Source organism: Pseudomonas sp. LAMO17WK12:I10, assembly GCF_900215185.1.
Lineage (GTDB): Bacteria > Pseudomonadota > Gammaproteobacteria > Pseudomonadales > Pseudomonadaceae > Aquipseudomonas > Aquipseudomonas chlororaphis.
In genome coordinates, this window is sequence record NZ_OBDX01000005.1 from 37,774 (window position 1) to 51,583 (window position 13,810).

Here is a 13,810-nt window from a genome sequence, read left to right on the forward strand (position 1 = left end):
CCCGGATCATCCGGGGCTTTTTTGTCGCCGTGAAACCGTCAGGCGGCTTTGGCGTCCAGCTGGCTCAGGGAGCGGTTCAGCGCGCTGAACAGGGCCTTGAAGCTGGCGGTGGTGATGTTTTCATCGATACCCACACCGTGCACCGCGCGTTCGCCGTTCACCCGCAGTTCGATATAGGCGGCAGCCTTGGCGTTGGTGCCCGCGCCGATGGCGTGCTCGTTGTAGTCCATGATTTCCACCGGAACCGGCAAGCCGGCCACCAGGGCTTCCAGGGCGCCATTGCCCTTGCCGCGCCAGTGCAGGTTGGTCTCGCCCTGGCCCTTGCCGGACACCTCCACTTCCACGGCGCTGTGGCCGTTTTCTTCCTGCAGGCGATGGCTGACCAGCGCGTACGGGGTGTTGGCCTGCAAGTATTCGCTGTGGAGCAGCGCGTGGATCTGCTGGGCGGTCATCTCCAGGCCCAGGCGATCGGTTTCCCGCTGTACCACCTGGCTGAACTCGATCTGCATGCGGCGTGGCAAGCTGATGCCGTATTCCTGCTCCAGCAGGTAGGCGATACCGCCTTTGCCCGACTGGCTGTTGACGCGAATCACTGCCTCGTAGCTGCGGCCGATGTCGGCCGGGTCGATCGGCAAGTAGGGTACTTCCCACAGTGCATCGGATTTCTGCTGGGCGAAGCCCTTGCGGATAGCATCCTGGTGCGAGCCGGAGAAGGCGGTGTGAACCAGGTCGCCGACATACGGATGACGCGGGTGAACCGGGATCTGGTTGCACTCTTCGACCACTTTGCGCACGCCGTCGATATCGGAGAAATCCAGTTCCGGATCGATGCCCTGGGTGTAGAGGTTCAGGGCCACGGTGACCAGGTCGACGTTGCCGGTACGTTCGCCGTTGCCGAACAGGCAGCCTTCGACGCGGTCGGCGCCGGCCATCAGGCCCAGCTCGGTGGCGGCTACGCCGGTACCACGGTCGTTGTGGGTGTGCAGGCTGATGATCACGCTGTCACGACGGTTGATGTGGCGGCCGAACCATTCGATCTGGTCGGCATAGATGTTCGGCGTGGCGACTTCGACGGTGGCCGGCAGGTTGAGGATCACCTTGTTGGCTGGCGTCGGGTTCCAGACCTCGATCACCGCGTCGCAGACTTCCTTGGCGAACTCCAGCTCAGTGGCGCTGAAGGTCTCTGGCGAGTATTCGAACTGCCATTGGGTTTCCGGCTGCTGGGCAGCGTATTTGACGAACAGCTTGGCGGCGTTCACCGCGATCTCTTTCACGCCTTCCTTGTCCTGGTTGAAGACAATGCGGCGGAACGACGGGCTGGTGGCGTTGTACAGGTGGACGATGGCTTTCTTCGCCCCGCGCAACGATTCGAAAGTGCGGGCGATCAGGTCTTCACGGGCCTGGGTCAGCACCTGGATGGTGGTGTCGTCCGGGATGTGGCCGCCTTCGATCAGGGTACGCACGAAGTCGAAGTCGGTCTGCGAAGCGGCCGGGAAGGAGGCCTCGATTTCTTTCACGCCGACGGCGACCAGGGTTTTCCAGAAGCGCAGCTTCTTCACCGCATCCATCGGCTCGATCAATGACTGGTTGCCATCACGCAGGTCGGAACTGCACCAGATCGGCGCGCGGGTGATGGTCTTCGACGGCCAGGTGCGGTCCGGCAAGTTGATGGTCGGGAACGCGCGGTACTTCGAGGAAGGGTCTTTGAGCATGCTCATGGGGAAATCCTTATTGTCCGGGCCGAAAAGAGGCGGCCTGCCGGTGAATCAATGGGTGTGTTGTTTGAAGCAGGGGACGAGGTACCGCGACTCAACCTGGCAGTCGTGCGCTGACGAGGCAGAGGCTTCGGTGTTGACGGCGCTGAATGAGGGTGTGAGAGGTTTTCATGCCCTCAACCCTAACCACTGGGGTAAAAGATGGCAAGCAGTCGAAAAAAATTGAGATAAATCTCTTAAAAATGGTTTTTTGCGAGATTTTATTCTGTCGAGCTTATGGCTGGCTCGATCTTATTGCGCAGAGTTTTGAACCTGCGCAATCCCTGCGGGAGCCACGGCTCAGGGCTGGAAGGCCCCGATAAAGATCGCCGGATCGACCCGGGCATCGTTCAGGCTGACGTTCCAGTGCATGTGCGGCCCGGTGGCGCGCCCGGTGGAGCCGACTTTCCCGACCACGCCGCCGCGGGCCAGTTGCTGGCCGACCTTCACGTCGATCTTCGACATATGGCAGAACATGCTGATAAAGCCCTGGCCGTGGTCGACGAATACGGTGTTGCCGTTGAAAAAGTAATTGCCGATCAGGATCACCTTGCCGGCCGCCGGCGTCTTGATCGGCGTGCCGGCGGGTACCGCGAAGTCCAGCCCGGCGTGCGGGTTGCGCTCCTCACCGTTGAAGAAGCGGCGGACGCCGAACTTGCTCGACAGCGGGCCGCTCACCGGCTTGTCCAGCAGCAGGTTGCTCGGGGTGTTGGGGCTGAAACTGCGGTAGGCGCGGACCTGCTCGGCCAACTCGGCGTCGATGCGCTTGAGGTCGGCCGGATCGGGGTTGACCTGGCGTTTGTTCTTCAGCGTGATGTGCTGTTCCGGGTATTTCTTGCTGCCCACACTGAAGTTCAGGTTGCGACCGCCAGCGCTGATCTGCTGGGTGCCCGGCTTGACGGTCAGCGGGATGCCGACAATCGCCAGCCAGTTGTTCTGTTCCTTGACCACCAGCAGCGGTTTTCCCTGGTAGCTGGCTTTGGGAGCCTGGGCGGCGCTGCCCAGATCGATCACCGCCACGCCGCCGGGCACCGGTTTGTTCAGCAGGCGCGTGATGTAGCTATCGGCGTGGGCGTTGAAGGTCAGGCACAGCAACAGCAGGGAGCTCAGAAAACGCGGCATGGATCAATCCAGTAAAGAAAGGGTGACAGGCGTCAGGTGATTGTCCTCGACCCGGACCTGCAGTTCGCCTTCGCCGAGCCGGGCCTTGAGACGCTGGCCCGGCTGGGTCTGTGCGGCGCTGCGAATGGCCTGGCCACGTTCGTCCAGCAGGATGCTGTAGCCACGGCCCAGGGTGGCCAGCGGGCTGACCACATGCAGGGTTTGCATCTGGCTTTGCAGTTGCAGGCGACGGGATTTCAGACCTTCGCGCATGGCCCGTGGCAGGCGTTCGGCCAGGCTGTCGAGGCGTTGCCGCAGCAGCGCCAGCTGACGCCCGGGGTGTTGGCCGGCGAGCCGGGTTTCCAGGCGGATCAGGCGCTCGCGGCGGGTATTGATGCTGCGCTCGAACGCCCGGCGCATGCGCATGTCCAGGTCGTCCAGGCGCTGCGCTTGCTGGCGCAGGCGCTCACCTGGGTGACGCAGGCGCCGGGCCATGCCTTCCAGGCGCAGGCGATCACGCAGCAACCGATCGCGCATGCGCATCACCAGGCGTCGATGCAGGCTTTCGACCCGGTGTTGCAGGTCGCTGGAGTTCGGCGCGAGCAATTCGGCGGCCGCCGAAGGCGTCGGGGCACGCACGTCGGCGACGAAGTCGCTGATCGATACGTCGGTTTCATGACCCACGGCGCTGACGATCGGCGTGACACAGGCATCCACCGCCCGGGCCACGGCTTCTTCGTTGAAGCACCAGAGGTCTTCCAGGGAGCCGCCGCCACGGGCCAGGATCAGCGCGTCGAAGCCCCGGGCATCGGCCATTTTCAGGGCGCGGACGATCTGCGCGGTCGCCTCGCGGCCTTGCACGGCGGTAGGGATCAGGGTCAGGGCCACCTGTGGTGCTCGGCGCCGGAACACGCTGATGATGTCGCGAATCACCGCCCCGGTCGGCGAACTGATAATGCCGATGCGCTGCGGATGAGCGGGCAGTGGCACTTTGCGTTCGCTGCTGAACAGGCCTTCGGCGCTGAGCTTTTCCTTCAGCGCATCGAAGGCCAGGCGCAGGGCGCCGTCGCCGGCCGGTTCGACCGTATCGAGGATCAGTTGATAGTCGCCGCGGCCTTCGAACAGCGAGACCTTACCGCGTACCTTGACCGCCAGGCCATCCTTCAACGCTTGGCGCACCCGCGCGGCATTTTGCCGAAACAGCGCGCAGCGCACCTGGGCATTGCTGTCCTTGAGGGTGAAATACACATGGCCGGACGCCGGGCGGGCGAGGTTGGAAATTTCGCCTTCGACCCAGATGTTGCTGAACACGTCTTCCAGCAACACCCGCGCACGGCCGTTGAGCTGGCTGACGGTCAGGACTTCGCGGTCCAGGCCGAGTCTTGCAAAGGGATCTTTAATCATGGGGCGCAGTTTAAAGGCATTCGGCAAACAATCTCCATGGATCGAAACAAAAGGAGACGATGCCTTTGCCGGCCTCGAATACGCCTTCGGCGGTTAGGGCGTGAGAGCGTTGTGGAAGTGTTCGATGAACTGCATGACCAAAGGTGTCGGATCTTGCCGACAGGCGAGGGCGACCGTGCTCTGGCAGGCCGGGTCCGCCAAGGGCAGGAAGTGCAGGCTGGCGGGAGCGATGTCACGCATCGACTCGGGCAGCAGGGCGATGCCGAATCCGGCCTGGATCAACTGCAACTGCGTGGTCTTGCGCGACAGCACCCGCGCCGCCTTGGGGAAAAAGCCCTGGCGCATGCACAGCTCGGCCGACAGGTAACTCAGGCCGCCACGCTGCGGATGGGGAATGGAGATAAAGGCTTCGTCGCGCAGTTGCGCCAGATCCACGCCCTGCTTGGGAGGATCTGCTGCCAGAGGGTGGCCCGGCGGCACGGCCAGCAGCAGGCGTTCGCTGAACAGCGGCGTGATCTGCACGCCCTCGCGCTGGCGCAGTACCGGCAGTCGTAGCAGGCCGATATCCAGCCGGCCTTCGGCGACTTCCTCCAATTGCGCTTCGGAAGACAGGGTGGCGATATCCATCGAGGCCCCCGGGCACTGCTCCAGGTAACCGCTGATGGCCCGCAGCAAGCGGCCGCTCATGGACACTGTGCTGGAGTGGCTCAGGCGCAATGTCCCCAGCTGCCCCTGGCCGACCTGGGTCGCCAGTTCGCTGGCCTTGTTCAGCTCATCGAGCAGGTTGCGGGCGCGCGGGTAGAACGCCTCGCCCGCCGCCGTCAGCCTGGGCAGGCGCGCGGTGCGTTCGAACAGCGGGGTCTTGAGGTGGGTTTCCAGTTCCTTGATCTGCCGGCTGAGGGCGGACTGGGCAATGAACAGGCGTTCGGCGGCGGCGCTGAAACTGCCGCTGTCGGCGATTTCCACGAAGTAGCGCAGTTGGCGGGTTGAAATCACGCGTCATGCCTTTTTGAGATGGGTAGATGGCTTTGATGATATTAGTCGCAAGGCTTGTGGCTGGCTAAAGTCATTCCTCGATTAAAGGAGGAAGGCGAATCGATGAGCATGGTCGAGTTGTTGGGGCAGTGGTCGTGGGGGACGAGTGGCTGGTTGGCGATCGGCCTGGGGATCGCACTGGCGTATATCGTTTTTGGCATCGCCGGGTTCGGTACGGCGCTGGTGGCCGGGCCGGTGCTGATCCTGTTCATGCCGCTGTCGAAGATAATCCCGCTGTTGGTGCTGCTGGATTTTGTCGCGGCCTTTGGCAATCTCCTGCCGTCGCGGCGGGATGTCGATCGCTCCGAGCTGTTGCGCCTGCTGCCGTGCATGGCACTGGGCTGCACCCTGGGGGTGATCTTCCTGCTCAACCTCAAGTCCGATGTGTTGCTGCTGTTGATGGGGCTGTTTATCAGTGCTTATGCGGTGTACAGCCTTTGGGTCAAGGCAAGGCCCAAGGCGCTGGCGGCGGGCTGGGCGATTCCCATGGGGACCGTGGGTGGAACGTTCGGCGCGCTGTTCGGCAGTGGCGGCTTTTTATATGCCATCTATTTGAACAGCCGCTTGCCCAAGGATGCGGCGCGGGCTACCCAGAGTGCATTGATCAGTTGCAGCACGGTGGTACGCCTGAGCCTGTTCGCCATTGCCGGCGTTTATGCGCAGCTGCCTTTATTGGTGCTGGCGCTGTGCTTGTTGCCGGCCATGGCCCTGGGCCTGTGGATTGGCCGGCGGCTGACCATGAGATTGTCCCGCGAGGCGTTCGTCCGGCTGGTGACCTGGCTGGTGCTGGCCAGCGGCATTGCCCTGGTCGGTCGTTACCTGAGCACTTGACCTGTGGGGTTCAGGGATTAAGCTGCGGGCCCTCGGATTTGCCAGGCACGCCGACTTCTACACTTATTGGCAGGTATCGGCTCGCTGACGGTACTGTTCGAGCAGGCGACGCAGACTTCCCTTCAAACGCTTCAGGCCCCATCCATGAACTCGCAAAGCATCATCGTCCCGAAAATCTCCACCTTGCCGGTTCACGAACCCCGCGCCCGGGCGATCGTGCGTTGGCTGGTGCGCAAGAATATCGTCGAGGAAGCCTTGAGCACCTGTGGCCGTACCGGCAATCGCATGGCGCATGCGATCGCCCCAGGCGCGCGGGATGTGGTGCTGCGCCCGGAGGCCTTGCCCTTCGGTGAACCGGTCAACGGCCTGGAAATCATTACCAAGCGCTGCATCTATACCCCGGCCAAAGGGTTTCTCGAGGAAGCGGGTTGCGCCGAGTGCCGCCAGGAAGTGGGGGAGGCGCTGTTCGAGAGCCTGGAAGACTGGATGCCCGGGCGCACCGATAACTTCACTTGCCCCGAGTGCGGGCATGAAGATGACATCAATGGCTTTCTGTTCTTGCAGGAGTGCGGGTTTTCCAACCTCGGTTTCATCTTCAACAATTGGGCAGAGGCCGGGTTCAAGCAGAGCTTTCTCGACGAGTTCGCCGAATGGCTGGATCAGCCGGTGAGCTGGGTGAAGGTGGAGTTGTAAGGCGATTTCGGCAGCCGGTTCCGGGGGGGGAATTCATCATCGGCAGGTGTCATGTCTGTTCGCGAAACAGACGCTGCGTTCCGGCAAATTCCCCATCCATCACCCCGTTGATAATAGACAGAGTTTTACATTGAGCCCGGGTAGGTGTCTGAGTATAATGGCGCGCTTCCATTTTCCCGCTCGGGAGCCCCCGCGATGCTGCGTATCAGCCAAGAAGCTCTGACCTTCGACGACATTCTCCTAGTGCCCGGTTATTCCGAGGTGCTTCCTAACGAAGTCAGTCTCAAGACCCGTCTTACCCGTGGCATCGAGCTGAATATTCCACTGGTTTCCGCCGCAATGGACACCGTCACTGAAGCCCGTCTGGCAATCGCCATGGCTCAGGAAGGTGGCATCGGCATCATCCACAAGAACATGACCATCGAGCAGCAAGCTGCCGAAGTCCGCAAGGTCAAGAAGTTCGAAGCCGGCGTCGTCAAAGACCCGATCACCATCGAGGCTGACGCCACGGTGCGCGACCTGTTCGAACTGACCCGCATGCACAACATTTCCGGCGTTCCGGTACTGCACGATGGCGACCTGGTCGGCATCGTCACTTCCCGTGACGTGCGTTTCGAAAACCGCCTGGACGCCAGCGTCCGTGAAGTGATGACGCCTAAAGAGCGCCTGGTCACGGTCAAGGAAGGCGCCGACAAGAACGACGTGCGCGAACTGCTGCACAAGCACCGCATCGAGCGCGTGCTGATCGTCGACGACAAGTTCGCCCTCAAAGGCATGATGACCGTCAACGACATCGAAAAAGCCAAGGCTTACCCGCTGGCCAGCAAGGACGATCAAGGTCGTCTGCGCGTAGGGGCTGCCGTCGGTACCGGTAAAGACACCGGTGACCGCGTTGCCGCCCTGGTCAATGCCGGCGTGGACGTGGTGGTGGTCGACACCGCCCACGGTCACTCCAAGGGCGTGATCGATCGCGTTCGCTGGGTCAAGGAGAACTACCCGCAAGTGCAGGTGATCGGCGGCAACATCGCCACCGGTGCCGCAGCCAAGGCCCTGGCCGCGGCGGGCGCCGATGCGGTCAAGGTCGGTATCGGCCCTGGCTCGATCTGCACCACCCGTATCGTCGCCGGTGTCGGCGTACCGCAAATCAGCGCCATCGCCAATGTCGCCGCGGCCCTTGAAGGCACCGGCGTTCCATTGATCGCCGACGGCGGCATCCGCTTCTCCGGTGACCTGTCCAAGGCCATCGTCGCCGGTGCTTCCTGCGTGATGATGGGCTCGATGTTCGCCGGTACCGAAGAAGCGCCAGGCGAAATCGAACTGTTCCAGGGTCGTTCGTACAAGGCTTACCGCGGCATGGGTTCGCTGGGCGCCATGTCCCAGGCCCAGGGCTCTTCCGACCGTTACTTCCAGGACTCCTCCGCGGGTGCCGAGAAGCTGGTTCCGGAAGGCATCGAAGGCCGTGTTCCCTACAAGGGCACCCTGACCGCTATCATCCATCAGCTGATGGGTGGCCTGCGTTCTTCCATGGGCTACACCGGTAGCGCCAACATCGAAGAAATGCGCACCAAGCCAGAGTTCGTACGCATCACTGGCGCCGGCATGGCTGAATCCCACGTCCATGACGTGCAGATCACCAAGGAAGCGCCAAACTACCGCGTAGGTTGATGCTTCAAGCAAAACGTTAAATGACCGGGGCTGTTTTATTCAGCCCCGAGTCGTTTCTGAATCACGACTGTTTTCGAATTACCTAGACGAGACTGAATCATGGCCCTCGACATTCACGCCCACCGCATCCTGATCCTCGATTTCGGTTCTCAGTACACCCAATTGATCGCCCGTCGCGTGCGTGAAATCGGCGTGTACTGCGAACTGCATCCGTTCGACATGGATGACGAAGCGATTCGCGAATTCGCTCCCAAAGGCGTCATTCTCGCCGGCGGCCCCGAGTCCGTGCACGAAGCCAACAGCCCGCGTTGCCCGCAAGCGGTGTTCGACCTGGGCGTGCCGGTCTTCGGTATCTGCTACGGCATGCAGACCATGGCCGAGCAAATGGGCGGCAAGGTCGAGGGTTCCGAACTGCGTGAATTCGGTTACGCCCGCGTCGATGTGGTCGGCAAGAGCCGCCTGCTGGACGGCATCGAAGACCACGTCGACGCCGACGGCCTGTTCGGCCTCGACGTGTGGATGAGCCACGGTGACAAGGTCACCAAGATGCCGCAAGACTTCCACATCCTGGCCAGCACCCCGAGCTGCCCGATCGCCGGCATGTTCAACGACGACCTGCGTTACTACGGCGTGCAGTTCCACCCGGAAGTGACTCACACCAAGCAGGGCGGTCGCATCCTGTCGCGCTTCATCCTCGACATCTGCGGCTGCGAAGCCCTGTGGACCCCATCGAAAATCGCTGAAGACGCCATTGCCCAGGTGCGTGCCCAGGTCGGCACCGACAACGTGCTGCTCGGCCTGTCCGGCGGCGTCGATTCCTCGGTGGTTGCGGCCCTGCTGCACAAGGCCATCGGCGACCAGCTGACTTGCGTTTTCGTCGACAACGGCCTGCTGCGCCTGCACGAAGGCGAGCAAGTGATGGCCATGTTCGCCGAGAACATGGGCGTCAAGGTGATCCGCGCCAACGCCGAGGAGCAGTTCCTCAACAACCTGGCCGGCGAAGCCGACCCGGAGAAGAAGCGCAAGATCATCGGCCGTACCTTCATCGACGTGTTCGATGCCGAATCCTGCAAGCTGGACAACATCAAGTTCCTGGCCCAGGGCACCATCTACCCGGACGTGATCGAGTCGGCGGGCGCCAAGAGCGGCAAGGCCCACGTGATCAAGTCGCACCACAACGTGGGCGGCCTGCCGGAAGAAATGAACCTCAAGCTGGTCGAGCCACTGCGCGAGCTGTTCAAGGACGAAGTCCGTCGTCTGGGCCTGGAGCTGGGCCTGCCGTACGACATGGTCTACCGTCACCCGTTCCCGGGCCCGGGCCTGGGCGTGCGTATCCTTGGCGAAGTGAAGAAGGAATACGCCGACCTGCTGCGTCGCGCCGACCACATCTTCATCGAAGAGCTACGCAAGGCCGACTGGTACCACAAGGTCAGCCAGGCGTTCGTGGTGTTCCAGCCGGTGAAATCGGTGGGCGTGGTCGGTGACGGCCGTCGTTATGCCTGGGTCGTGGCCCTGCGTGCCGTGGAAACCATCGACTTCATGACCGCGCGTTGGGCGCACCTGCCTTACGAGCTGCTGGAAACCGTCAGCGGCCGGATCATCAACGAGATCGAAGGCATCTCCCGCGTCACCTACGACGTGTCGAGCAAGCCGCCAGCCACCATCGAGTGGGAATGATCTCGGTCGAGTGATCGGCAACTGATCGTTCAGGCAACAGCAATGGCGATCGAGACCTTCGGGTGTCGATCGCCATTTGTGTTTCAGGGTCTTTAAAAAGCCCGCTTTCCAGCCCTCCCGCAATACCAGGAAAGACTTGGGCCCATCGTCGCCCGCCTGGCCTGTGTACCCTCGACAGACATTCATCGAACGCCCAGCGGCGGCCTTTGGCGATGCCGGCGCAGGCGTTGAAAGAATTCGTGGTTGTCAGTTGACAATCTTTTCATTGTTGACGAGACTGGAGGCCATGGATGGCTCGCACACCTCATCCCAGGAAAGACATTGAAATGGCGCTGCGCTACGCCGAATGGCAGGGCTGGCGCGTCGAAGTCGGCGGTGGTCATGCCTGGGGCAGGATCTACTGCCCTTACAACAGCGAGGTGTGTCGTTGCGGCGAGTTCTGCATCACCAGTGTGTGGAGCACGCCGAAAAACCCCCTCCAGCATGCCCGGGCACTGTGCCGGGTAATCGACAACTGCACGCTGAATCAGCTGCGCGGCGGGAAAGTCCCGCAACCTCGTCGGGAGTCATGACCATGGAATACCTGTTTACCCTCAACTACCTGCTGCCCGCCCACGACTGCGACCCGGACGTGCTGGTGGAGCGCCTTGGCGCGGGGGGCTGCACCGACGCGCTGGTCGGTACCGGGCTGGCGGGGCGCCTGGCGCTGGAGTTCAGCCGCGAGGCCGAAAGCGGCGAAGCGGCCCTGCTCAGTGCCCTGAGCGATATCAAGCGGATCATTCCGGATGCGCGGCTGGTAGAGGCCAGCCCGGATTTCGTCGGCCTGAGCGAGATTGCCGATATCGTCGGGGTCTCCCGGCAGAACATGCGCAAGTTGATGCTCAACCATGCCGGCAGTTTCCCCCTGGCGATCCACGAGGGCAGTGCCTCGCTCTGGCATCTGGCGGAAGTGCTGAGCTGGCTGGCGGCCCGGGGCAGTTACGAGTTGCAGCATCCGGTGATAGAAGTGGCGCGGGTCGCGCAATCCGTGAACGTCGCCAAGGAGGCCCGGCGGGTCGGCACCCCGAGCGCCGAACTGGTGGCGCTGCTGGGCTGAGCGGGCCTGCCGCGGTGGTCAGCGTCGGGCGACGTCCGAGAAGTAGAACTTGTCCAGGGTATGGCGTGATTCGGTGTATTCGAACTGCCGGCCGTCCTGCAGGAAGGTCTGGTTGCTGACCACTATCACGTGGCTCTGGCCCTCCAGGTCCAGGTGTTGCTGGTCATCCCGGGTGCGCGGGGTGGCCTCGATGGTCCGCTGGGCGTAGCTGATCTGCAATTGCAGGGTCTGCTCGATATAGGCGTAGATCGAATGCTCGGCTATCTGCCGGTCCAGCCCCGGGATCAACTCGGCGACGAAGTGGTTGATGTCGAGAATCACCCGTTTGCCATCGATACGCCGCACCCGTTTGATGCGGGTGATCAGGCTGCCTTCTTCCGCCTGCAGGTGTTCGCGCAACGCGCCTTCGAGGGGAAACTGGGTGAACTCCACCACCTCGGTGCTGACGTCGTTGCCCAGGCGCGGATAGGTTTCCTGGAAGCTGACGATGCCGCCCAGCTGGAACTCGATCGGGTGCGGCGACAGCACAAAAGTGCCCTTGCCGTGGATCTTCTGGGCGAAGCCGCGCTCCTGCAGCTGCTCGATGGCCTTGCGCACGGTGCCGCGGCTGGCCTGGTAGCTGTCCATCAACTCGGTTTCGGAAGGCAGACGAGCGCCGCGTTCCAGGCGCTCGGTGGTGATGCTGGCAAGCAGATCGCTGTAGATCTGGTTGTATTTACTCATGGGATGGCTCTGTGCCGTCTGCGCTCAAGGCGGGAACCTTAAGGGCCGTGAGCGGATTTGTCTATTTGAGGGCTTGGGTCGAACGCCTGACTGCGGGTGTCGAAATGGCAATGAAACACCTTACAGCAGTTTAAGAATTTTCTGTCGCGCATGGCGCGCTCTGCCGGAGAGGGTGGATCTAGAGCCGTTTTTGCGCAGCAGAAACTGCCTGCGACCTGGGTTTCGGAGCGATGCCGGCAAACTCGTCTGTACGAGTTGTTGCTTTAACTCGTACAGACGAGTATTTTTCGCTTCGGCGTGCTGCCAATAACAAAAAACCAAAGCGGAAGAACAAGCATGAGCCACGATTACTCCACGATCGCCAGCGAGTTGCTGCACAGCCTCGGTGGCGCCGACAACCTCGAACAAGCCGCGCATTGCGTCACCCGCCTGCGCCTGGCGCTCAAGGACCCGAGCCGGGTGGACAGCGCGACGCTGAACCAGATCGATCTGGTCAAGGGCTCGTTTTTCACCGGTGGCCTGTTCCAGGTGGTCATTGGCCCCGGCGAAGTCGAAAAGGTCTATGCCGCGTTGCGCCAACTCACCGGGCTGGCCGCTTCCACCATCGCCGACGTCAAGCAGAAGGGCGCCGACAAGACCAACGCCATGCAGCGTCTGGTGCGGGTGTTTTCCGATGTCTTCATGCCGATCCTGCCGGCGCTGATCATTGCCGGCCTGCTGATGGGGGTGAACAACCTGATCGGCGCCAAGGGCATGTTCATCGAAGACCGGACCCTGCTCGAGGCCTATCCGACCCTGGATGGCGTGTGGAGCCTGATCAACCTGATGGCCAACACCTCCTTCGTATTCCTGCCGGCACTGGTGGGCTGGTCGGCGGCCAAGCGCTTTGGCGGCAGCGAAATCCTCGGCATCGTGCTGGGCCTGATGCTGGTGCACCCCGACCTGCTCAATGCCTGGAACTACGGCAAGGCCGTGGCCGGGCTGGAGGGCCAGAGCCTGCCGTACTTCGACATCTTCGGTCTGTTCCAGATCGAGAAGGTCGGCTACCAGGGGCAGATCCTGCCGATCCTGCTGGCGGCCTATGTCATGAGCGTCATCGAGAAATGGCTGCGGGCGCGGGTGCCGAATGCGATCACCCTGCTGGTCGTGCCCATCACCACCATCGTGGTCACCGGCGTGCTGGCGCTGGCGGTGATCGGCCCGGTGACCCGGCACCTGGGGATCCTGATCACCGAAGGCGTGGTCACCCTGTTCGAACTGGCGCCAATGGTCGGTGGAGCGATTTTCGGCCTGCTCTACGCGCCGCTGGTGATCACCGGCATGCACCACATGTTCCTCGCCGTGGACCTGCAACTGATCTCGACCCAGGGCGGCACCTTCATCTGGCCGATGATCGTCATGTCCAACCTGGCCCAGGGCAGCGCGGCGCTGGCGGTGTTCAGCATGAGCCGCAACGCGCGGGACCGCAGCATGGCCTCGACCTCGGCGATCTCCGCCTATTTCGGCATCACCGAGCCGGCCATGTTCGGGGTCAACCTGCGCTACAAGTTCCCGTTCTACGCCGCGCTGATCGGCTCGGCGCTGGGCTGCATTTTCCTCTCGTTGAACAAGGTCCAGGCCTCGGCCATCGGCGTCGGCGGGCTGCCGGGATTCATCTCGATCATTCCCCAGTACATCCCGATGTTCGTGGTCGGCATGGTCGTCGCCCTGGTGGTGCCGTTCGTGCTGACCTGCGGCTTGAGCATGAAGATCATCCGGCCGGGGTATCGCGTCGCCTGACAGATCGCGACAAGGCCCCCAGGGCCAGTACCCAACCCATTGAAGGAGCCCG

At 62.4% G+C, this 13,810-nt stretch carries 12 protein-coding genes; 7 read left to right on the plus strand and 5 right to left on the minus strand.

Translation table 11 applies throughout. From position 1 onward, the window contains the following. Window positions 1-38: 38 nt before the first annotated feature. From leuA to CRO75_RS07855, 4 genes are all read right to left on the minus strand, one after another. Window positions 39-1,718: a 2-isopropylmalate synthase gene (gene leuA, locus CRO75_RS07835; protein WP_007929549.1), complete on the minus strand. Its 1,680-nt coding sequence runs from the start codon at window positions 1,716-1,718 to the stop codon at window positions 39-41. 336 nt (window positions 1,719-2,054) lie between these two features. Further along, the gene (locus tag CRO75_RS07845; RefSeq protein WP_009045430.1) at window positions 2,055-2,876 is read right to left on the minus strand and encodes a peptidoglycan DD-metalloendopeptidase family protein; all 822 of its coding nucleotides are present in this window, start codon (window positions 2,874-2,876) and stop codon (window positions 2,055-2,057) included. 3 nt (window positions 2,877-2,879) lie between these two features. Continuing rightward, window positions 2,880-4,259, minus strand: coding sequence for an exodeoxyribonuclease VII large subunit (gene xseA, locus CRO75_RS07850; RefSeq protein ID WP_097134911.1), 1,380 nt, complete (start codon window positions 4,257-4,259; stop codon window positions 2,880-2,882). A 93-nt stretch (window positions 4,260-4,352) separates the two neighbouring features. Beyond that, window positions 4,353-5,255, minus strand: a complete 903-nt coding sequence (locus CRO75_RS07855) for a LysR family transcriptional regulator (protein WP_097134912.1) — start codon at window positions 5,253-5,255, stop codon at window positions 4,353-4,355. 102 nt (window positions 5,256-5,357) lie between these two features. On the opposite strand from CRO75_RS07855, the gene CRO75_RS07860 reads away from it, so the two are divergent. The 6 genes from CRO75_RS07860 to CRO75_RS07885 all read left to right on the plus strand — a co-directional run bounded on the left by CRO75_RS07860 (window position 5,358) and on the right by CRO75_RS07885 (window position 11,256). Next, window positions 5,358-6,125 carry a sulfite exporter TauE/SafE family protein gene (locus CRO75_RS07860; protein ID WP_085532243.1) on the plus strand — a complete coding sequence of 256 codons (768 nt, stop codon included), beginning with the start codon at window positions 5,358-5,360 and terminating at the stop codon, window positions 6,123-6,125. A 144-nt stretch (window positions 6,126-6,269) separates the two neighbouring features. Beyond that, the gene (locus tag CRO75_RS07865; RefSeq protein ID WP_097134913.1) at window positions 6,270-6,818 is read left to right on the plus strand and encodes a sugar ABC transporter ATPase; all 549 of its coding nucleotides are present in this window, start codon (window positions 6,270-6,272) and stop codon (window positions 6,816-6,818) included. 195 nt (window positions 6,819-7,013) lie between these two features. Next, a complete protein-coding gene (gene guaB, locus CRO75_RS07870; protein ID WP_007929561.1) occupies window positions 7,014-8,483 on the plus strand; it encodes an IMP dehydrogenase in 1,470 nt (489 codons plus the stop codon). Between the two features lie 99 nt (window positions 8,484-8,582). Beyond that, window positions 8,583-10,160 (plus strand): glutamine-hydrolyzing GMP synthase, encoded by a 1,578-nt coding sequence (gene guaA / locus CRO75_RS07875; protein WP_007929562.1) that lies wholly within the window; start codon window positions 8,583-8,585, stop codon window positions 10,158-10,160. A gap of 290 nt (window positions 10,161-10,450) precedes the next feature. After that, on the plus strand, window positions 10,451-10,732 hold the full coding sequence (locus CRO75_RS07880) for a hypothetical protein (RefSeq protein WP_092417617.1): 282 nt from the start codon (window positions 10,451-10,453) through the stop codon (window positions 10,730-10,732). 2 nt (window positions 10,733-10,734) lie between these two features. Continuing rightward, on the plus strand, window positions 10,735-11,256 hold the full coding sequence (locus CRO75_RS07885; RefSeq protein ID WP_097134914.1) for a DNA-binding protein: 522 nt from the start codon (window positions 10,735-10,737) through the stop codon (window positions 11,254-11,256). Between the two features lie 18 nt (window positions 11,257-11,274). On the opposite strand, the gene treR is transcribed toward CRO75_RS07885, so the two are convergent. Next, the gene (treR, locus tag CRO75_RS07890) at window positions 11,275-11,979 is read right to left on the minus strand and encodes a trehalose operon repressor (protein WP_007929570.1); all 705 of its coding nucleotides are present in this window, start codon (window positions 11,977-11,979) and stop codon (window positions 11,275-11,277) included. A 336-nt stretch (window positions 11,980-12,315) separates the two neighbouring features. Here treR and treP point away from each other — a divergent pair, with 336 nt between their 5' ends. Beyond that, window positions 12,316-13,758 carry a PTS system trehalose-specific EIIBC component gene (gene treP, locus CRO75_RS07895; RefSeq protein ID WP_097134915.1) on the plus strand — a complete coding sequence of 481 codons (1,443 nt, stop codon included), beginning with the start codon at window positions 12,316-12,318 and terminating at the stop codon, window positions 13,756-13,758. The last annotated feature ends 52 nt before the right edge of the window (window positions 13,759-13,810 follow it).